This window comes from Streptomyces sp. A0958 (assembly GCF_004795035.1).
Taxonomy (GTDB): Bacteria; Actinomycetota; Actinomycetes; order Streptomycetales; family Streptomycetaceae; genus Streptomyces.
Genome location: NZ_SSBK01000031.1, coordinates 58,830 through 78,560 on the forward strand (window position 1 = coordinate 58,830; position 19,731 = coordinate 78,560).

Annotated in this window: 20 protein-coding genes; 10 read left to right on the forward strand and 10 right to left on the reverse strand. The window is 71.2% G+C overall.

Features of this window, described 5'->3' with window-relative positions:
- Nucleotide 1 precedes the first annotated feature (1 nt).
- From E6P78_RS25425 to E6P78_RS25440, 4 genes are all read right to left on the reverse strand, one after another.
- Entirely contained in the window at nucleotides 2-1,828 is a 1,827-nt protein-coding gene (locus E6P78_RS25425) for a glycoside hydrolase family 15 protein (protein ID WP_136205967.1), read from the reverse strand.
- 85 nt (nucleotides 1,829-1,913) lie between these two features.
- Entirely contained in the window at nucleotides 1,914-2,723 is an 810-nt protein-coding gene (locus E6P78_RS25430) for an SURF1 family protein (RefSeq protein ID WP_136205968.1), read from the reverse strand.
- Nucleotides 2,724-2,794: 71 nt separating this feature from the next.
- Complete coding sequence (locus E6P78_RS25435) at nucleotides 2,795-3,028, reverse strand: hypothetical protein (protein ID WP_136205969.1); 234 nt, start codon at nucleotides 3,026-3,028, stop codon at nucleotides 2,795-2,797.
- A gap of 63 nt (nucleotides 3,029-3,091) precedes the next feature.
- Nucleotides 3,092-4,099, reverse strand: coding sequence for a DEDDh family exonuclease (locus tag E6P78_RS25440; RefSeq protein ID WP_136205970.1), 1,008 nt, complete (start codon nucleotides 4,097-4,099; stop codon nucleotides 3,092-3,094).
- Between the two features lie 114 nt (nucleotides 4,100-4,213).
- On the opposite strand from E6P78_RS25440, the gene E6P78_RS25445 reads away from it, so the two are divergent.
- The 3 genes from E6P78_RS25445 (at nucleotide 4,214) to E6P78_RS25455 (ending at nucleotide 6,644) form a co-directional block, all read left to right on the forward strand.
- Nucleotides 4,214-4,927 (forward strand): VIT family protein, encoded by a 714-nt coding sequence (locus E6P78_RS25445; protein WP_136205971.1) that lies wholly within the window; start codon nucleotides 4,214-4,216, stop codon nucleotides 4,925-4,927.
- Between the two features lie 131 nt (nucleotides 4,928-5,058).
- Nucleotides 5,059-5,955, forward strand: coding sequence for a sterol desaturase family protein (locus tag E6P78_RS25450; RefSeq protein ID WP_136205972.1), 897 nt, complete (start codon nucleotides 5,059-5,061; stop codon nucleotides 5,953-5,955).
- The gene (locus E6P78_RS25455) at nucleotides 5,952-6,644 is read left to right on the forward strand and encodes a lysoplasmalogenase (RefSeq protein ID WP_136205973.1); all 693 of its coding nucleotides are present in this window, start codon (nucleotides 5,952-5,954) and stop codon (nucleotides 6,642-6,644) included. The genes E6P78_RS25450 and E6P78_RS25455 overlap by 4 nt, the downstream gene beginning before the upstream one ends.
- A 45-nt stretch (nucleotides 6,645-6,689) precedes the next feature.
- Here E6P78_RS25455 and E6P78_RS25460 read toward each other — a convergent pair whose 3' ends face one another.
- A complete protein-coding gene (locus E6P78_RS25460) occupies nucleotides 6,690-8,225 on the reverse strand; it encodes a S8 family serine peptidase (RefSeq protein WP_136205974.1) in 1,536 nt (511 codons plus the stop codon).
- A gap of 291 nt (nucleotides 8,226-8,516) precedes the next feature.
- Here E6P78_RS25460 and E6P78_RS25465 point away from each other — a divergent pair, with 291 nt between their 5' ends.
- The 3 genes from E6P78_RS25465 to moaA all read left to right on the forward strand — a co-directional run bounded on the left by E6P78_RS25465 (nucleotide 8,517) and on the right by moaA (nucleotide 11,656).
- Complete coding sequence (locus E6P78_RS25465) at nucleotides 8,517-8,882, forward strand: DUF485 domain-containing protein (RefSeq protein WP_136205975.1); 366 nt, start codon at nucleotides 8,517-8,519, stop codon at nucleotides 8,880-8,882.
- Complete coding sequence (locus E6P78_RS25470; RefSeq protein ID WP_136205976.1) at nucleotides 8,879-10,516, forward strand: cation acetate symporter; 1,638 nt, start codon at nucleotides 8,879-8,881, stop codon at nucleotides 10,514-10,516. Before E6P78_RS25465 ends, E6P78_RS25470 begins: the two co-directional genes overlap by 4 nt.
- Before the next feature lie 150 nt (nucleotides 10,517-10,666).
- On the forward strand, nucleotides 10,667-11,656 hold the full coding sequence (gene moaA, locus E6P78_RS25475) for a GTP 3',8-cyclase MoaA (protein WP_136205977.1): 990 nt from the start codon (nucleotides 10,667-10,669) through the stop codon (nucleotides 11,654-11,656).
- Between the two features lie 10 nt (nucleotides 11,657-11,666).
- On the opposite strand, the gene E6P78_RS25480 is transcribed toward moaA, so the two are convergent.
- Nucleotides 11,667-11,924 carry a hypothetical protein gene (locus E6P78_RS25480; protein WP_136205978.1) on the reverse strand — a complete coding sequence of 86 codons (258 nt, stop codon included), beginning with the start codon at nucleotides 11,922-11,924 and terminating at the stop codon, nucleotides 11,667-11,669.
- A gap of 222 nt (nucleotides 11,925-12,146) precedes the next feature.
- Nucleotides 12,147-12,527 carry a DUF3099 domain-containing protein gene (locus tag E6P78_RS25485; RefSeq protein WP_136205979.1) on the reverse strand — a complete coding sequence of 127 codons (381 nt, stop codon included), beginning with the start codon at nucleotides 12,525-12,527 and terminating at the stop codon, nucleotides 12,147-12,149.
- Nucleotides 12,528-12,735: 208 nt separating this feature from the next.
- On the opposite strand from E6P78_RS25485, the gene E6P78_RS25490 reads away from it, so the two are divergent.
- Entirely contained in the window at nucleotides 12,736-13,011 is a 276-nt protein-coding gene (locus E6P78_RS25490; RefSeq protein WP_136205980.1) for a GlsB/YeaQ/YmgE family stress response membrane protein, read from the forward strand.
- An 83-nt stretch (nucleotides 13,012-13,094) separates the two neighbouring features.
- Here the strand turns inward: E6P78_RS25490 and tyrS are convergent, their stop codons facing one another.
- From tyrS to E6P78_RS25505, 3 genes are read right to left on the reverse strand one after another with little or no spacing between them, the layout of a single operon-like run.
- A complete protein-coding gene (tyrS, locus tag E6P78_RS25495) occupies nucleotides 13,095-14,363 on the reverse strand; it encodes a tyrosine--tRNA ligase (protein WP_136205981.1) in 1,269 nt (422 codons plus the stop codon).
- Nucleotides 14,364-14,420: 57 nt separating this feature from the next.
- The gene (locus E6P78_RS25500) at nucleotides 14,421-15,815 is read right to left on the reverse strand and encodes a metallopeptidase TldD-related protein (RefSeq protein WP_136205982.1); all 1,395 of its coding nucleotides are present in this window, start codon (nucleotides 15,813-15,815) and stop codon (nucleotides 14,421-14,423) included.
- Nucleotides 15,812-17,335 (reverse strand): TldD/PmbA family protein, encoded by a 1,524-nt coding sequence (locus tag E6P78_RS25505; RefSeq protein ID WP_136205983.1) that lies wholly within the window; start codon nucleotides 17,333-17,335, stop codon nucleotides 15,812-15,814. The genes E6P78_RS25500 and E6P78_RS25505 overlap by 4 nt, the downstream gene beginning before the upstream one ends.
- 220 nt (nucleotides 17,336-17,555) lie before the next feature.
- On the opposite strand from E6P78_RS25505, the gene fabG reads away from it, so the two are divergent.
- The 3 genes from fabG to E6P78_RS25520 all read left to right on the forward strand — a co-directional run bounded on the left by fabG (nucleotide 17,556) and on the right by E6P78_RS25520 (nucleotide 19,601).
- Nucleotides 17,556-18,275 (forward strand): 3-oxoacyl-[acyl-carrier-protein] reductase, encoded by a 720-nt coding sequence (gene fabG, locus E6P78_RS25510; RefSeq protein WP_136205984.1) that lies wholly within the window; start codon nucleotides 17,556-17,558, stop codon nucleotides 18,273-18,275.
- 5 nt (nucleotides 18,276-18,280) lie between these two features.
- Nucleotides 18,281-19,048 carry an enoyl-ACP reductase FabI gene (gene fabI / locus E6P78_RS25515; RefSeq protein ID WP_136205985.1) on the forward strand — a complete coding sequence of 256 codons (768 nt, stop codon included), beginning with the start codon at nucleotides 18,281-18,283 and terminating at the stop codon, nucleotides 19,046-19,048.
- 178 nt (nucleotides 19,049-19,226) lie between these two features.
- Complete coding sequence (locus E6P78_RS25520) at nucleotides 19,227-19,601, forward strand: hypothetical protein (RefSeq protein ID WP_136205986.1); 375 nt, start codon at nucleotides 19,227-19,229, stop codon at nucleotides 19,599-19,601.
- Nucleotides 19,602-19,731: the final 130 nt, after the last annotated feature.

The window sequence follows — 19,731 nt, forward strand, 5'->3', positions numbered from 1 at the left end:
CCTATCCTGCCGTGCCGTCCCGGGCCGTGCCCTCGGCGGCCCGCGCTTCGGCGGGCTGCGCCTCGGCCAGGGCGACCGCCGTGCCGACCAGGCCGATGTGGCTGAAGGCCTGCGGGAAGTTGCCCAGCTGGCGCTGCGCCACGGTGTCGTACTCCTCGGCGAGCAGGCCCACGTCGTTGCGCAGGGCCAGCAGCCGTTCGAAGAGTTCGGTGGCCTCGTCGGTGCGCCCGGTCATCCGCAGGGCGTCCGCCAGCCAGAACGAGCAGGCCAGGAACGCGCCCTCGCCGCCCGGCAGCCCGTCGATCGAGGGGCCGTCGGTGCTGTAGCGGCGCAGCAGACCGTCGCTGTGCAGCTCGTCGCGTACGGCGTCCACCGTCCCGATCACGCGCGGGTCGTCCGGCGGCAGGAACCCGGTCCTGGCGATCAGGAGCGTCGCGGCGTCCAGCTCCCGCGACCCGTACGACTGGGTGAAGGTGTTGCGCACCGGGTCGTAGCCCTTCTCGCAGACCTCCCGGTGCACGGCGTCCCGCATGGCCCGCCAGCGGTCGGCGTCACCGGTCAGCGTGGGGTCCTCCTCCAGGCTGCGCACCGCACGGTCGGCGGCGACCCAGGCCATCACCTTGGAGTGCACGAAGTGGCGGCGCTGACCGCGGATCTCCCACAGCCCCTCGTCCGGCTCGCGCCAGGTGGACTCCAGGAACCCGAGCAGGCTGAGCTGGAGGCTCCAGGCGTGCGGCTTGTCGTCCAGGCCCGCGTCCCGGGCCAGCCGGAGCGAGTCGATGACCTCCCCGTACACGTCGAGCTGGCGCTGGCGCACCGCCGCGTTGCCGATGCGGACCGGGGCGGAGTTCTCGTAGCCGCGCAGCCACGGCAGCTCGGACTCGGGCAGTCTGCGCTCGCCGGCCAGCCCGTACATGATCTGGAGGTCGGCCGGATCGCCGGCGACCGCGCGCAGCAGCCAGTCCCGCCAGGCGGCGGCCTCCTCCAGATAGCCGGCCGAGATCAGCGCGCCGAGGGTGAGGGTGGAGTCGCGCAGCCAGCAGAAGCGGTAGTCCCAGTTCCGTACGCCGCCGATCTCCTCGGGCAGCGAGGTGGTGGGGGCCGCCACGATGCCGCCGGTCGGGCCGAAGGTGAGCGCCTTCAGGGTGATCAGCGAACGGATCACGGCCTCCCGGTAGGGCCCGCGGTACTTGCAGCGGGCGGACCACTCGGCCCAGTCGGACAGGGTGTTCTCCAGCGCCTGGTACGGGTCGACGCGCTGGGGCCGGGGCGAGTGCGAGGGGTGCCAGGTCAGCACGAAGGCCACCTGCTCGCCCTCGGAGACGCTGAACGAGGAGCAGGTGGAGAACTGCTGGCCCCACGTCTTGACCGGCGGTTCGCTGCGCAGCCAGGCGGAGTCCGGTCCTGCGACCGCCACCCGGTGGCCGTCCGAGCGGCGCATCCACGGCACGATGGAGCCGAAGTCGAAGCGCAGCCGGATCACCGAGGTCATGTCGACGGTGCCGCTGACGCCCTCGACGATCCGCATCACGTCCGGCTCCTTGTCGCGCTGCGGCATGAAGTCGATGACCTTGACGGTGCCGGTGCGCGTCTCCCAGTACGTCTCCAGGACGAGGGATTCGCCCGCGTAGGAACGCCGGGTGCAGGCGTCCGCGCCCTTGGGGGCGATCCGCCAGTGGCCGTTGTCCTCGTCGCCGAGCAGGGCGGCGAAACAGGCGCCCGAGTCGAAGCGGGGCAGGCACAGCCAGTCGACAGAACCGTTTTTGCCGACCAGCGCGGCTGTCTGGAGATCGCCGATGAGGGCGTAGTCCTCGATGCGTGGGGTCACGTTCTGGCGTCTTCCCGAACCTGGCCCCCGTTAAGCAGGCAGCTTGTGAGGAGAGGCGGGAGTCACCCTCCGGGCGGGCCCGGCCTCACGCCTGTGCGGGCTCGGGCTCCGGCTCCGGCGTCGCGTCCTCGGCGGCGGCAGCGGCCGCCGCCGCGACCCGGTCGCGCTTCTCGCGCCGGGCCAGCACCACGAAGCCGACCGGGACACCGGCGGCGAACAGCCACCACTGCACGGCGTACGCCATGTGCGGGCCGATGGAGCTGTCGTCGGGGGCCTCGATCAGCTCGGGGGAGTTGTTCTTCGGCGCGGGACCGGTCTGCTCGATGTAGCCGCCGAGCACCGGGCGGGAGAGCAGCTTGGCCTGCTGGGCGCTGTTGATCAGCATCACCTGGCGGTTCGGAAGGTCCGAGATGTCCTTGATGCCGCTGGCGCTGGTCGTCTCGTCGGCCTTGAGCCGCCCGGTGACGGTCACCTCGCCCTTGGGTACGGGCGGTACGTCCGGGAAGGCGTGCTGGTCGGCGGCGGAGGGGACCCAGCCGCGGTTGATCAGGACCGTGCCGCCGCCCTTGAGGTCGAACGGGACCAGCACATGGACGCCGATGCTCCCGTCGGTGGCGGTCCTGCGGCGCACGACGACCTCGTGCTTCTCGTCGTACGTCCCGGTGGCCGTCACCGCACGCCAGTAGTCGGAGCGCGGAACGACGTGGCCGGGGGAGGTGAGCTTGGACACCGGGACCGGGTCCGCCTTCAGGCTGCGCGAGATCAGGGCGTTCTGCGCGACCTTGTGCTCGTGCCGGTGCAGCTGCCAGAAACCCAGCTCGACCATCGTGGGAATGAGGACGAGGGAGAGGAGGGCGAGGATCAGCCACTGCCGGGTCATCAGGAAGCGGTACACCCCACGACGGTACAACCGGTCGTGGGGTGCCTCGCGCAGGGGGTGGCCGAAGGGGTGGCCGCCCCCTGCCCTCAGACCTTGTCGACGATGCCCACCCTCCCCTCCGCGCGGGCGCAGTGCCCGCCGCAGAACCAGTGCCCGTCGACCTCGACGCCCTGGCCGATGACCTGGACGCGGCAGTGCTCGCAGATGGGCGCCATGCGGTGGATGGCGCAGGCGAAGCAGTCGAAGACGTGCACCGCGCCCTGCGCGTGCACCTCGAAGGACATCCCGTAATCGTTTCCGCAGACCTCACAACGTGCCATGCGCCACAGGGTGGGACGCGAGGGCGCGGCGGGCGAGCGGCGGGCGGGCGAGTCGCCCCCGGTTCACTCCGATGACGGCGTCGGCGCCGGCACCTTCGCGACGGCCGGGGCGACGTCCCGCAGGAGGTGGGTGAAGGCGCTCTCGTCCACGATCGGCGTGCCGAACGACTTCGCCTTCACCGTCTTCGACGTCGCCGAGTCCGGATCGTTGGTCACGAGCAGGCTGGTCAGCCGGGAGACGCTGGTCGCCACATGCAGCCCGGCCTCCACGGCCCGGTCCTCCAGCAGTTCGCGGTCGACCGAAGTGTCCCCGGAGAACGCCACCCGCATGCCCTGCATGAGTGGTTTGTCCTTCTCGTACCGTCCCGGGTTCGGATACGGGCAGGCCGGGCGCTTGCGCGAGGGCCGCCAGCTGTTCTGTCCCCCGTACGAGGACACCGAGCCGGTCCGCGGCGTCACCGGCGAGTGGGACCACTCGGTCAGCGGCCGGCACTCCAGCAGCGGCAGCCGCACCCCGTCCCGCGCCGCCGCGTGCAGGCTCGGGCGGAACGCCTCGGCCAGCACCCGGGCGTCGTCCAGCGCGTGGTGCGCGCGCTGCTGCACCACGCCGAAGTGCTCGGCCAGCGACGCCAGCTTGTGGTTGGCCAGCGGCAGCCGCAGCTCCTTGGCGAGCGCGATGGTGCACAGCCGCTGCCGGACCGGGGCGGTGACCGACGCCCGCGCGTACTCCCGGGCGAGCATCGACCAGTCGAACGCGGCGTTGTGCGCGACCAGCACCCGGTCCGCGAGCCGCTCGGACAGCTCGCCGGCCACCTCGGGGAAGAGCGGCGCGCCCTCCAGGACGTCACTCGTCAGCCCGTGAATCCAGACGGGCCCGGGATCGCGCTCCGGATTGACCAGCGTGTACCAGTGGTCCTCGACGTTGCCCCGCGCGTCCAGGCGGTAGACGGCCGCGGACACTATCCGGTCGTCCCGGGCGAGCCCGGTGGTCTCCACGTCGACGACCGCGTACCCCTGCGGGTAGGCGGCCGGCCACGGTGCTGCGGTCTGCGGGTCGTCGAGCATGGTCACAGAGAATACGGGCCACGACCGACAGTCCCCTATTCGGCTGCCGCCCCCGCCCCTGGCGGCCCGTCACCCCGGCCGTACGCGCCCGGTGGCGCCGCGAGGTGAGACCATCCCGGGATGACGCGTACCCCGGCGCACGACGAACCCCACGGCACCGGCCTGGGGGCCCGGCTGAACTGGCTGCGGGCCGCGGTGCTCGGGGCGAACGACGGGGTGGTCTCCACCGCCGGGCTCGTCGTGGGCGTCGCCGGGGCCACCGACGACCGGGGCGCCCTGCTCACGGCGGGTCTGGCCGGGCTGCTGGCCGGGTCCTTGTCGATGGCGGCGGGCGAGTACGTGTCGGTCTCCACCCAGCGCGACTCGGAGAAGGCCGCGCTGGCGACGGAGATACGCGAGCTCCAGGAGACCCCTGAGGCGGAACTCGCCGAACTGGCCGGCCTGTTGGAGGGCAAGGGGCTGAGCCGCGAGGTCGCCCGCGAGGCCGCCGTCCAGCTCACCGAACGCGACGCGCTGCGCGCCCACGCGGAAGTGGAGCTGGGGATCGACCCGGACGACCTCACCAACCCGTGGCACGCGGCGGGCGCCAGCTTCCTCGCCTTCACGGTGGGCGCGCTGCTGCCCCTGCTGGCCATCGTGCTGCCCGCACCCTCCGCGCGGGTGCCGGTGACCGTGCTGTCGGTCCTCGCGGTGCTGGCCGTGACCGGCTGGTGGAGCGCCCGGCTGGGCGAGGCGGCGGCGGGCCGGGCGGTGCTGCGGAACATGGGCGGGGGAGCGGTGGCCATGGCCGTGACGTACGCGGCGGGGCACCTGCTGGGGGCGGCGGGGGCCTGACGGCGCGGCCCGCAGGCGCCGTACGGGGCGCGGCTCTGTCGGAAGTCACCAAAAACTGCTGACAGCATGTCTCGCATACTTGTTGGTAACAACGTCTGGCCCTTGGCCGGACCCCGCTCTACGGTGCAGGCATGCCGACGAACCTGCCCGACGTAGTGCTCTGGTCCATCCCGGCCTTCGTGCTGCTCACCGTCCTGGAAATGGCGCTGCACCACTTCCACCCGGACGAGGACGCCGCCGGGTACGAGGCGAAGGACGCCGCCACCAGCATCACCATGGGGCTGGGCAGCCTGGTCTTCGACCTGATGTGGAAAGTGCCCATCGTCGCCATCTACACCGCGGTGTACGAGCTGACACCGCTGCGCGTCCCGGTCCTGTGGTGGACCGTCCTGCTGATGCTGCTGGCGCAGGACTTCTTCTACTACTGGTCCCACCGCGGCCACCACGTCATCCGCATCCTGTGGGCGTGCCACGTGGTCCACCACTCCAGCCGGAAGTTCAACCTCTCCACCGCGCTGCGCCAGCCGTGGACCTCGCTGACCTCCTGGCCGTTCTATCTGCCGCTCATCGCCTGCGGCGTGCACCCGGCGGCGCTCGCGTTCTGCTCGTCGGCCAACCTCGTCTACCAGTTCTGGGTGCACACCGAGCGGATCGGCAAGCTGCCCCGGCCCTTCGAGTACGTACTGAACACGCCCTCCCACCACCGGGTGCACCACGCCTCCCAGGGCGGCTACCTCGACCGCAACTTCGGCGGCATCCTCATCGTGTGGGACCGGTGGTTCGGTTCGTTCGCCTCGGAGACGGTGCGGCCGGTGTACGGGCTCACCAAGAACATCGAGACGTACAACCCGCTGCGGGTCGCCACCCACGAGTACGCCGCCATCGCCCGTGACGTGCGCGCGGCGGGCAGCTGGGGCGAGCGGGCCGGGCGGATCTTCCGCGGGCCGGGCTGGCAGCCGGCCGGGCCGCGTACCGTGCCGGCCCCCGCCGGACCCGTCGCCGCGCCCGCCCCGGAGCACACCGGATGAGCGACGACGGCCCGGAGCCGGAGCGGCGCGAGCGGTACGTACGGCCCCTGCTCATCGCCTTCCTCGTCGCGTGCGCCGCCGACCTCGTCGGCGTACTCACCGGCTTCGACGGTCTCCACCTGGCCGCCAAGCCGCTCCTGATGCCGCTGCTCGCCGGGTACGCCGTCGCCCGGCGCGGGCCCCGGCTCCTGACCGCCGCGCTGCTGTGCGGCTGGGCCGGTGACGTGTTCCTGCTGGCCGACTCCGATCTCGCCTTCCTCGTCGGGATGGCCGGCTTCGCCGCCGGGCACGTCTGCTACCTGGTGCTGTTCGGACGGGCCCGCGGGGCGCTGCTGCCCGCGCTCGGGTACGCCGTCGTGCTGAGCGCCTTCACCGTCCTGGTCCGGGACGGGCTGCCGGGCGGGCTGCGGGTCCCGATGGCGGGCTACAGCCTGCTGCTGACCGCCATGGCGTACCGCTCCGGCGTCCTCGGCCGGTACGCGGCCACCGGCGGGGCCCTCTTCCTGCTCTCCGACGCGCTGATCGCCACCGGCGTCGCGGACCTGCCGCAGCTGCCGGCCCACAGCTTCTGGGTCATGCTCACCTACGTGGCGGCGAAGCTCCTGCTGGCCCTCGGCGCGCTCGCCCCGGGAGCGCGCGGGACCGGGGCAGCCCGGGGCGCGTACCCCGAGCGAAGCGTCAGCAGCTGAGAGCGGACCGGTGCGGGGGCCCGGCGTCGGCCCCCGCACCGCCTCCTACCAGCGCACGGCGTCCAGCGCGTCCACCACACCGGCCCCGTAGAAGCCGTTGCGGTTCTTGCCGCCCTCGCAGACCGCGTCGACCGTGCCGTCACCGTCGATGTCGTACGGCGCGCCGCACGCCTTCGCGTCCGCCTCCAGCGTCAGCAGGGCCTTGACCACGGCGGGCGAGGCGTACGGGTGCTTCGACTTGATCAGGGCCACGACGCCCGCGACGTGCGGGGACGCCATCGACGTACCGGCCTTGTAGCCGTACGCACCGCCCGGCAGCGTCGAGAGGATCAGACCGCTCGTCGCCGGCGGCTCCGGCGTCTGATAGGCCGTCGAGTCCCCGCCCGGCGCGGCCACGTCGATGACCCCGTTCCCGTAGTTCGAGTACGAGGCCTTCAGGCCCTTCGCGCCCGTCGCCGAGACCGTCACCACGCCCGGCAGCATCGTCGGGATGTCGGGGCACTGCTTCGGGTCGATGGTCCGGTCGACCGTGGTGGTGTCGTTCGGACTGGTCGAGTCCTCGACCGTGTCCGCCGCCAGGTCCTCGGCGGAGTTGCCCGCGGCGGCGACGTTGACCGCGCCCTTGCGCTCGGCGTACCGGGTGGCCCGGGCGACGGCCTCGACCAGGGCGCCCTGGTCGGGGTCGTTCTTGCAGTTGTACATCCACGGGTCGGTGTAATAGCTGTTGTTCGTGACGTCCACGCCGTGCTCGGCCGCCCACACGAAGCCGCAGACGACGGCCTCGGTGTAGAAGAAGCCGTCCGGGTTGCCCACCTTGATGCCGGAGACCTTCACGCCCGGCGCCACACCCGTCACGCCGATCCCGTTCTTCGCCGCCGCGATGGTGCCCGCCACATGGGTGCCGTGGTCGCTCTCGCCGGCCTTCGGACGCCAGGCACCGTCCGTGGTGTCCGGGGCGCCCGACACGCAGTTCACGGAGGCCGCGCGGTCGAAGTTCGGCGCCAGGTCAGGATGCGTGTCGTCGACGCCGGTGTCGATGACCGCGACCGTCACCTTCCGGCTGCCCAGCGACTTCTGGTGCGCCTTGTCCGCCTTGATGGCGGGCAGGTCCCACTGGAGCGGCTCCATCGGGTCCTGGCCCGCCGTCGCCCTCGCCGCCGCGGCCCGCTCCTGCTCGGCCGTCAGCGGCTGCTCCACCCCGATGTCCTTGGTGGCCTGCGGCACGATCGGGTTGGTACGGGTGGCGCCCGCCGACTGGACGCCCTTGACCCGGCGGACCGTCTTCGCGAAGTCCGGGTTCTGCGAGTGGACGACGATGACACCGATCCGGTCGTAGGCGACCACCACCGTGCCGCCGGCCCGCTCTATCTCCTTGCGCACCTGCTTGACGGTGCCGGCACCGCCCTGCGTGTTGACCACGTACGACAGCTTCGGACCGTCCGCCGGCGCCGCCGCCGAGGCCGCGCCGTGCAGCGGGGCGGCAGAGGCGGCGCCCGTCGGCAGGAAGCCGAGCGAGGCGGTGAGAGCCAATCCGACGGGCAGCGTCAGTGCGCGTGTCCGCCTGGATGCCAGATGAGCCATGGGGTCTCCACATCATCCGTGTCAGTCGACCGGACACCGGTCGTGTCCAGTCGCGTACATGACGAGTGAAGCTATCGCCGACCAGCCCGGCGCATCAATCGGTTCGCGCGAACACGTGCCCGGCGAAGCCTCCGAAGGAGTGATGCGGAGATGGGCGGAACCGAGGTGAACCGCTTCGCCGCGCGCCGCGTGCCGTTGTCAGGGGAAGCGCACCACCACCCCCGAACACGAGGACCCGAAGTGAAACCCACCGTCCCCACCACCACCGCACCCGCGTCGCGAGGAGATTCCGTGGCTACCGATGCACCGCCGCCCGAGGGCAGTACGGAGACCGGCCCTGCCCAGCCCACGACCGAGGCGTTCCTCGCGGAGCAAGGCAGCGCGGAATTCGGCGAACTGCGCCGCTCCCACCGCTCCTTCGCCTTCCCGCTGACCATCGCCTTCGTCCTCTGGTACCTGCTGTACGTGCTGCTCTCCAACTACGCGGGCGGCTTCATGGGCACCAAGGTGTTCAGCAACATCAACGTGGCCTTCGTCTTCGGCCTCGCCCAGTTCCTCACCACCTTCCTCATCGCCTGGTTCTACTCGCGGCACGCCAACGCGAAGCTCGACCCGAAGGCAGAGGCCATCAAGTCCCGTATGGAGGCCGACGCATGAGCCCCGCGTACCACTCCCACGCCACCGTGACCCTCGCCGCGTCGGCCACCGAGCACCGGCCGCTGATCATCACGCTCTTCGCGGTCTTCGTCGCGGCCACCCTTGGCATCACCGTCTGGGCCGGCCGCCAGACCCGCAGCGCGTCCGACTTCTACGCGGGCGGCCGCCAGTTCACCGCCTTCCAGAACGGGCTCGCGGTCTCCGGCGACTACATGTCCGCCGCGTCCTTCCTCGGCATCGCCGGCGCCATCGCCCTCTTCGGCTACGACGGCTTCCTGTACTCCATCGGCTTCCTCGTCGCCTGGCTGGTGGCCCTGCTGCTGGTCGCCGAACCGCTGCGCAACTCGGGCCGGTACACCATGGGCGACGTCCTCGCCTACCGGATGCGGCAGCGCCCGGTCCGTACCGCGGCGGGTGTGTCGACCATCATCGTCTCGATCTTCTACCTGCTGGCACAGATGGCGGGAGCGGGCGTTCTGGTCTCGCTGCTGCTCGGCATCACCAGCGACGCCGGAAAGATCCTCATCGTTGCGCTGGTCGGCGTACTGATGATCGTCTACGTCACCATCGGCGGCATGAAGGGCACCACCTGGGTGCAGATGGTCAAGGCCGTGCTGCTCATCGCCGGCGCCATCCTGATGACGTTCATGGTGCTGTGGAAGTTCGACTTCAACGTCTCCGACCTGCTGGGCACCGCCGCCGAGAAGAGCGGCCACGGCGCCTCGTTCCTGGAGCCCGGCCTGAAGTACGGCGCCACCGGCACCTCGAAGCTCGACTTCCTCTCCCTCGGCATCGCCCTGGTCCTGGGCACCGCGGGCCTGCCGCACATCCTGATCCGCTTCTACACGGTGCCGACCGCCAAGGCCGCCCGTAAGTCCGTCAACTGGGCCATCGGCATCATCGGCGCGTTCTACCTGATGACCATCGCCCTCGGATTCGGCGCCGCCGCCCTCATCGGCCCGGACGAGATCAAGGCGAAGAACCCCGCGGGCAACGCGGCCGCCCCGCAGCTCGCCGAATACCTCGGCGGGGTCGGCACCACCGGCGGGGCCGTCCTGCTCGCCGTCATCTCCGCCGTCGCCTTCGCCACCATCCTCGCCGTCGTCGCCGGACTGACCCTCGCCTCCTCGTCCTCCTTCGCCCACGACATCTACGCCAACGTCATCCGCAAGGGGAAGGCCACCGAGAAGGAGGAGATGAGGGCCGCCCGCTGGGCCACCGTCTTCATCGGCGCCGCCGCGATCGTCCTCGGCGCCTTCGCCCGCGACATGAACGTGGCAGGCCTGGTCGCCCTCGCCTTCGCCGTCGCCGCGTCCGCCAACCTGCCGACGCTCCTCTACAGCCTCTTCTGGAAGCGCTTCACCACCCGGGGCGCGCTCTGGTCGATCTACGGCGGCCTGGCCTCCTCCGTGATCCTGGTGCTGTTCTCGCCGGTCGTCTCCGGCAACGAGAAGACCTCGATGTTCAAGGGCGTCGACTTCGCCTGGTTCCCGCTGGAGAACCCCGGCCTGATCTCCATCCCGCTCGGCTTCCTGCTCGGCTGGATCGGCTCCCTCCTGTCCAAGGAGGAGCCCGACCGGGGCAAGTACGCCGAACTGGAGGTCAAGTCCCTCACCGGCATCGGCGCGCACTGATCCCGTCCGCACGGGGCCGCGTCGTAGAGTCCTACGACGCGGCCCCGCCGCACCTCGTGCCAAACGGTCCCCCCGCACCGTCACAGGTCTCGCGTAGGCTCGAAGGAGTCAGCTACCGCGACCGGGAAGTCACCGGGGGAGGGGGCCCACATGCTCATCGACACCTACGACCGGGTCGCCACGGACCTGCGCGTCTCGCTCACCGACCGGTGCAATCTGCGCTGCACCTACTGCATGCCCGAAGAAGGCCTGCAGTGGCTCGCCAAACCCGACCTGCTCGGCGACGACGAGATCGTCCGGCTCATCAGCATCGCCGTCACCCGGCTCGGCATCACCGACGTCCGCTTCACCGGCGGCGAGCCGCTGCTGCGCCCCGGACTCGTCTCGATCGTCCAGCGCTGCGCGGCCCTCGAACCCCGCCCCAGGATGTCCCTCACCACCAACGGCATCGGGCTGAAGCGGACCGCCGCCGCGCTCAAGGACGCCGGCCTCGACCGGGTCAACGTCTCGCTCGACACGCTGCGCCCCGACGTCTTCAAGACCCTCACCCGCCGCGACCGGCACCACGACGTCCTGGCGGGCCTGGAGGCCGCCCACGAGGCCGGGCTCACCCCCGTCAAGGTCAACACCGTCCTGATGCCGGGACTCAACGACGACGAGGCCCCCGACCTGCTCGCCTGGGCCGTCGAACACGGCTACGAGCTCCGCTTCATCGAGCAGATGCCGCTCGACGCCCAGCACGGCTGGAAGCGCGAGGGCATGATCACCGCGGGTGACATCCTCCGGACGCTGCGCACCCGCTTCGACCTCGCCCCGGAGGGCGACACCGAGCGCGGCTCCGCCCCCGCCGAGCGCTGGACCGTCGACGGCGGCCCCCACCGGGTCGGCGTCATCGCCTCCGTCACCCGCCCGTTCTGCCGGGCCTGCGACCGCACCCGGCTCACCGCCGACGGACAGGTGCGCACCTGCCTGTTCGCCCGCGAGGAGACCGACCTGCGCGGAGCGCTGCGCTCGGACGCGCCCGACGAGGAGATCGCCCGGCTCTGGAAGCTCGCCATGTGGGGCAAGAAGGCCGGATCGGGCCTTGACGACCCGAGCTTCCTCCAGCCCGACCGCCCGATGTCCGCGATCGGCGGCTGAGCCCGGCCGGTCACGCGGACGGGGGCCGCGACTCCCACTCCGCCAGCGTCACGACGTCCTTGAGGAAGCCCCGCACCCCGAGGAACGAGGACAGGTGCTCCCGGTGCTCGTCGCAGGCCAGCCAGGTCTTGCGGCGCTCCGGCGTGTGCAGCTTCGGGTTGTTCCAGGCCAGCACCCACACGGCGTCGGCCCGGCAGCCCTTGGCCGAACAGACGGGGGCGGCTGCCTCGGGGGATGCGGAGGATTCGGAGGATTCGGGGGAGTTCACGGACTCAACCGTAGGACCTGTCGTCAAATTCGGGTGTCCGTTGCACGCCCTGCCGCAGAAATGGCGACGCCGGGCAGCCACGGGGGGAGCTGCCCGGCGTCGGTCCGTCGCTCCGACGGGGGATGCGGAGCGCGTTCAAAGTATGTCACGCACACCCCGCCGCAGTGCACTGGAACTTCATGATTGATCTGAGCTTTTCTTGAGCTTGGGCCCGTCGTGGCCTCAGCCGTGCTCCTGCGCATCCGGAGACCGGAAAGCACGTCCGGACTGCGGTGAAGCAGGCGCCGCACCCGCCGCCGGAGCGGCGTCCAGCGGCGGGTGGGCCGGGGCCGGGAGAACGAAGGTCGAGGGCAGTGCGGGGGAGTTCTCGCGACCCGCGTTGGCGATGACGACGGCGACGTACGGCAGCAGCAGCCCCAGTCCGAGCGCCACGAACGCGATGTGCCGCTCCACGTTCCACAGGAGCGTCGCGGCCACCACCGACACCGTCCGCACGGACATCGAGATCACGTACCGCCGCTGCCTGCCGCGCACGTCCTCCGCGAGCCCCTGCCGGGCCCCGGTGATCCGGAAGACCTCCGCACCGTTCTGTTTGCGCACCACGCCCCACCAACCTTCCCCGGACCCGGACACCGGCCGGTCCCACGCTACGCCCGCCACCCGGCGCGTTCGAGGCCGGGGCACGCCGTATCCGTACATTCCGCCCCCCCCCGCCCGCGACACCCGTACGGACCCGCCGACATGCGGCCCGCCGGTCCGGCGCCGAGACTGGGCGGGACATGCGCGACACCGCGTCGCTCAAGGAGGCAGCATGGGCTGGTTGTGGGCAATCATCGTGGGCCTGGTGCTCGGTCTGATCGCGAAGGCGATCCTCCCGGGCAAGCAGCAGATCCCGCTCTGGCTGACGGTCATCTTCGGCATGATCGGCAGCGTCCTCGGAAATGCGGTCGCCACCTGGCTCGGCGTCAACGACACCAAGGGCATCGACTGGACACGCCATGTGCTCCAGCTCATCGGCGCCGTGGTGGTGGTCGGAGTCGGCGACATGTTGTGGGCCTCGCTCCGGGGCAGCAAACAGAGGAGCTGAACCACCAGGAACCGACGACAGCGGCCGGGCACGCAGGATGCGTGCCCGGCCGCTGTCGTCGCCGGTGCGGTGGGAGGTACGGCTCAGCCGGCCGTGACCTCGATCGCCGCGAGGTTCTTCTTGCCCCGGCGCAGCACCAGCCAGCGCCCGTGCAGCAGCTCCTCGCGGGCCGGCGCCGCCTCGCCGTCGAGGACCTTCACGTTGTTCACGTACGCGCCGCCCTCCTTGACCGTGCGCCGCGCACCCGACTTGCTCGGCGCCAGACCGACCTCCACCAGCAGGTCGACCAGCGGGCCCAGCTCGGTGACCCGCGCGTGCGGCACCTCGGACAGGGCGGCGCCCAGCGTCGCCTCGTCCAGCTCACCCAGCTCGCCCTGGCCGAACAGGGCCTTCGACGCGGCGACGACCGCGGCGCACTGGTCCGCCCCGTGCACCAGCGTCGTCAGCTCCTCGGCCAGCGCGCGCTGCGCCGTCCGCGCCTGCGGGCGCTCCTCGGTGAGCTTCTCCAGCTCCTCCAGCTCGGCCGGGGTCCGGAAGCTGAGGATGCGCATGTAGCGCGAGATGTCCCGGTCGTCCACGTTCAGCCAGAACTGGTAGAACGCGTACGGCGTCGTCATCTCGGCGTCGAGCCAGACGGCCCCGCCCTCCGACTTGCCGAACTTGGTGCCGTCCGCCTTCGTCATCAGCGGGGTCGCCAGCGCGTGCACCTCGGCGCCCGGCTCCAGGCGGTGGATCAGGTCGAGACCGGCGGTGAGGTTGCCCCACTGGTCGCTGCCGCCCTGCTGGAGGGTGCAGCCGTAGCGGCGGTACAGCTCCAGGAAGTCCATGCTCTGGAGCAGCTGGTAGCTGAACTCGGTGTAGCTGATGCCCTCGTCGGACTCCAGCCGCCGGGCGATGGAGTCCTTGGTCAGCATTTTGTTGACCCGGAAGTGCTTGCCGATGTCCCGCAGGAACTCGATCGCGGACAGGCCCGCGGTCCAGTCCAGGTTGTTCACCATGACCGCGGCGTTCTCGCCCTCGAAGGACAGGAACGGCTCGATCTGCGAGCGCAGCCGCGTCACCCACTGCGCGACCGTCTCCGGGTCGTTCAGCGTGCGCTCGGCGGTCGGCCGGGGGTCACCGATCTGACCGGTGGCCCCGCCCACCAGGGCGAGCGGCCGCAGACCGGCCTGCTGGAGCCGGCGCATGGTGAGCACCTGCACCAGGTGGCCGACGTGCAGACTGGCCGCGGTGGGGTCGTAGCCGCAATAGAACGTGACCGGACCGTCCGCGAGAGCCTTGCGCAATGCGTCCTCGTCAGTGGACTGGGCGAACAGCCCGCGCCACTTCAGCTCGTCGACGATGTCCGTCACGGTTCCGTGCTCCTTACAAGACTGGTCGGGTTTTATGTGTCGTTCAGTCTAGGCGGGTCACACCCCCCGGCTGACCGAGCTCATGTTGAAGTCCGGGACGCGCAGGGCGGGCATCGCGGCCCGGGTGAACCAGTCGCCCCACTCGCGCGGCAGCGTCTTCTCGGTGCGGCCCGCCTCGGTGGCCCGGGACAGCAGGTCGACCGGGGACTCGTTGAAGCGGAAGTTGTTCACCTCGCCGGTCACCTCGCCGTCCTCGACGAGATAGACCCCGTCCCGGGTCAGCCCGGTCAGCAGCAGCGTCGCCGGGTCCACCTCCCGGATGTACCACAGGCAGGTCAGCAGCAGCGCGGGGCCGGTCGTCACGGCCACCATCTCCTCCAGCGACCGTTCGCCCCCGCCCTCCAGCACCAGGTTGTCGATCGCCGGGGCGAGCGGCAGCCCGGTCAGGTCCGCGGTGTGCCGGGTCGTCGTCAGCTGCGCCAGGCGGCCGTCCTCGACCCAGTCGGTCCGGGCCAGCGGCAGCCCGTTGTCGAAGACCGAACCGCCGTCCCCGGAGGCGTGGGCGATGACGAACGGCGCCGACTCCAGGCCGGGGGCGTGCGGGTCGCTGCGCAGGGTCAGCGGCAGCGGGGACAGCGTCTCGCCGAGCCGGGTACCGCCGCCCGGCCGGGAGAACACCGTCCGGCCCTCGATGGCGTCCCGGGCCGTCGAGGACCAGAGCTGGTAGACCAGCAGGTCGGCGACGGCGGTCGGCGGCAGCAGCGTCTCGTACCGCCCTGCGGGCAGCTCGATACGGCGCTTTGCCCAGCCGAGGCGCCGCGCCAGCTCCGCGTCCAGCTCGGCCGGGTCGACGTCCTTGAAGTCCCGCGTGGAGCGGCCCGCCCAGGCCGAACGGGAGCGGTCGGGCGACTTGGCGTTCAGCTCCAGCGTGCCGTTCGGCTGGTCGTGGCGCAGCCGCAGCCCCGTGGACGTGCCGAGGTAGGTGGAGGTCATCTCGTGGTGGGCGAAGCCGTACAGCTCGCGCCCGCCGGAGCGGGCCCGGGCGAAGGCGTCGCCGAGGGCGGGGGCGAACGCGGCGAACACGTCCGAGTCCGTCTCGGCCGGCGCGTCCGTGAAGTCGGGCGACGCGGGCACCCCGCTGACCAGCGGCTGCGCGTCCTCGGCCGGTCCGGCGCCGCGCGCGGCGGCCTCGGCGGCCCGGACCAGCGGTTCCAGGTCGGCGGCGGTCACGGCGGACCGGGAGACCACACCGGACGCGGTGCCCTCGGCGCCGTCGACCGTGGCGATGACGGTCAGCGTGCGGCCCCGGGTCACCCCGTTGGTGGTCAGCGCGTTGCCGGCCCAGCGCAGGTTGGCCGACGACTCCTCGTCCGCGATGACCACACAGCCGTCGGCGGTGGACAGTTCGAGCGCGCGCTCGACGATTTCGTACGGCTTGCTGACGCGGCTCATCGCCCGGCCTCCTGCGTCGTATTCAGAATGTTCACGCCCCGGAAGAGGGCGGAGGGGCAGCCGTGCGAGACGGCCGCGACCTGGCCCGGCTGGGCCTTGCCGCAGTTGAAGGCGCCGCCCAGGACGTACGTCTGCGGGCCGCCGACCTTCTCCATCGAGCCCCAGAAGTCCGTCGTCGTCGCCTGGTAGGCGACATCGCGCAGCTGCCCGGCCAGCCTGCCGTTCTCGATGCGGAAGAACCGCTGTCCGGTGAACTGGAAGTTGTACCTCTGCATGTCGATGGACCACGACCGGTCGCCGACCACGTAGATCCCGCGCTCGACCCCGCCGATCAGGTCCTCCGTGGACAGCCCGCCCGGGTCCGGCCGGAGCGACACGTTCGCCATGCGCTGGACGGGGACATGGCCGGGGGAGTCCGCGTACGCGCAGCCGTTGGAGCGGCCCAGGCCCGTCAGCTTCGCGATCCGGCGGTCCAGCTGGTAGCCCACCAGCGTCCCGTCCCTGACCAGGTCCCAGGACTGCGCCTCGACGCCCTCGTCGTCGTACCCGATCGTCGCGAGCCCGTGCTCGGCGGTGCGGTCGCCCGTCACGTTCATCACGGGCGAGCCGTACGCCAGCTTCCCCAGCTGGTCGAACGTGGCGAACGAGGTCCCCGCGTACGCCGCCTCGTACCCCAGCGCCCGGTCCAGCTCGGTGGCGTGGCCGATCGACTCGTGGATGGTCAGCCACAGATTGGACGGGTCCACGACCAGGTCGTACGTCCCCGCCTCGACGCTCGGCGCCCGCATCTTCTCGGCCAGCAGCCCGGGGATGCGCTCCAGCTCCGCGTCCCAGTCCCAGCCGGTCCCGGTCAGGTACTCCCAGCCGCGCCCGACCGGCGGCGCGATCGTGCGCATCGAGTCGAACTCACCGCTCGCCGCGTCCACCGCCACCGCCGTGAACTCCGGGTGCAGCCGCACCCGCTGCTGGGTGGTGACCGTGCCCGCCGTGTCCGCGTAGAACTTGTTCTCGTGGACGGTCATCAGCGAGGCGTCCACATGCGCCACGCCCTCGGCCGCCAGCAGCCGCGCGCTCCACTCGGCGAGCAGCCCCGCCTTCTCCTCGGCGGGTACGGAGAACGGGTCGACCTCGTACGACGAGACCCAGGTGCGTTCCCCGTGCACCGGCTCGTCCGCCAGCTCCACCCTCTCGTCCGAGCCCGCCGCCGCGATCACCTTCGCCGACAGCTTCGCCATGGCGACGGCCCGCGAGGCCACCTTCGCCGCGGCGTCCATCGTCAGATCGACCCCGGAGGCGAACCCCCAGGCCCCGCCGTGCACGACCCGCACCGCGTACCCGAGGTCGGTGGTGTCCGAGGACCCGGCCGTCCGGGCGTCCCTCAGCCGCCATGTGGCACTGCGCACCCGCTCGAACCGGAAATCGGCGTGCGCCGCCCCGAGAGCCCGCGCGCGGGCCAGCGCCGCGTCGGCGAGGGCCCGTAGCGGGAGCGCCAGGAACGACTGATCTACCTCATGGGGCACGGGCGGCCTCTCCTTCGCGGTCTTACCCTCGGATTGTTTACGAGGCAGTGAAGCATGGCCCATGCCGTGTCGCGGCCGAATTCCCCGGGCGGGGCCGGGCGCGTGACTGTAGGAACCCGACAGTGCCCGGCCGGAGGCGCTGTCAGGGGCCGATTCTCCGCGGCGCGGGCGGTACCGATAGGTTTCCGAGGTACCAGACCGCTATCGAAAGGGTGATCCGTTGAGCCGCTCGGTTCTCGTCACCGGAGGAAACCGGGGCATCGGCCTCGCCATCGCCCGCGCTTTCGTCGGCAACGGCGACAAGGTCGCGATCACCTACCGTTCCGGCGAGCCACCCGTGACGCTCACCGAGGCCGGTGTTCTCGCGGTCCGTTGCGACATCACCGACGCGGAACAGGTGGAGCAGGCCTACAAGGAGATCGAGGAGAAGCACGGCAACGTGGAGGTGCTGGTCGCCAACGCCGGTATCACCAAGGACCAGTTGCTGATGCGGATGTCCGAGGACGACTTCACGTCCGTGGTCGACACCAACCTCACCGGCACCTTCCGGGTCGTCAAGCGCGCCAACCGCGGCATGCTGCGCGCCAAGAAGGGCCGCGTGGTCCTCATCTCCTCGGTCGTCGGCCTCCTCGGCTCGGCGGGCCAGGCCAACTACGCCGCCTCCAAGGCCGGTCTGGTCGGTTTCGCCAGGTCGCTGGCGCGCGAGCTCGGTTCGCGCAACATCACCTTCAACGTCGTCGCGCCCGGCTTCGTCGACACCGACATGACGCAGGTGCTCACCGAGGAGCAGCGCAAGGGCATCGTGTCCCAGGTGCCGCTGGCGCGTTACGCGCAGCCCGAGGAGATCGCCGCCGCGGTGCGGTTCCTCGCCTCCGACGACGCGTCGTACATCACTGGAGCCGTCATCCCCGTTGACGGCGGATTGGGCATGGGTCACTGATCACCATGAGCGGAATTCTCGACGGCAAGCGCGTCCTCATCACCGGGGTGCTGATGGAGTCGTCCATCGCGTTCCACGCCGCCAAGGTGGCCCAGGAGCAGGGTGCCGAGGTCATTCTGACCGCCTTCCCGCGGCCCACGCTGACCGAGCGCATCGCCAAGAAGCTGCCCAAGCCGGCCAAGGTCATCGAGCTGGACGTGACCAACACCGAGCACCTGGACCGCCTCGCCGGCCTGGTGCGCGACGAACTGGGCTCGCTGGACGGCGTCGTGCACTCCATCGGCTTCGCGCCGCAGGACGCGCTCGGCGGCAACTTCCTGAACACCCCGTTCGAGTCGGTCTCCACGGCGATGCACGTCTCGGCGTTCTCGCTGAAGTCGCTCGCCATGGCGTGCAAGCCGCTGATGAGCGAGGGCGGCTCGATCGTCGGCCTCACCTTCGACGCCCAGTTCGCCTGGCCGCAGTACGACTGGATGGGCCCGGCCAAGGCCGCGCTGGAGGCCACCTCCCGCTACCTCGCCCGTGACCTGGGCCCGGACGGCATCCGCTGCAACCTGATCTCGGCCGGACCGCTCGGCTCCATGGCCGCCAAGTCCATCCCGGGCTTCGACGGGCTCGCCGACGTGTGGAACACCCGCGCGCCGCTGGCCTGGGACATGAAGGACCCGGAGCCGGCCGGCCGCGGCATCGTCGCGCTGCTCTCGGACTTCTTCCCGCGGACGACCGGCGAGATCATCCACGTCGACAGTGGCGTGCACATGATGGGCGCCTGACCGCTCCGCCGTACGCACCGGCCGCACACCGTCTCCCCCGGAGGCGGTGCGCGGCCGTTTTCCGTGCCCCGCACGGCCTTGTGGCGCTCAGGTCGAAAAGCCGGCCGATCCACCGCAGAATGTGGAGGAACCGGACTTCCGGTCAGGCGTGGGGATCGGGCGAGGGGAGGAGATCGCTGTGCGTCGCACACATCACCGGACCCGGTACCTGCTGGCGTCCTGCGCGGCCGTCGCCGCACTGCTCGTCCCGGCCGGCCTGTACGCCGCCGGGCACGTCGGCGCCGCCGGGGCGCCCGCGCCCCCCGCGCCCCGCCCCGAACCCTCCGGCGCCGAGTGCCGTACGGCCGTCCACGGCTCCCGGGTCGTCGCCTACTGCCACAACCCGTACCCCTCCACCGACCGGGTCCAGCTGCACACCGAGTGCGCCCGCTGGTGGGACATCGACGCGGACTCCGAGCCGGTCGACGTCGGACCGGGGCGGACCGTACGCCTGGACGACCGCTGCTGGAAGGAAGTCGGCTCCGCGTGGGTCACCCATGAAACGCGGGTCTAGACTCAATACCAGTGACTTAAGGATCTCGGCTGGTAGGGTGCCTGTTCAGGAGGTGCCGGGATGCCACGCCCTGGACAGGTCAAGCCGGAAACGGACGAGCGGTTGTCGGACCGGATCGCGATCGGATTGC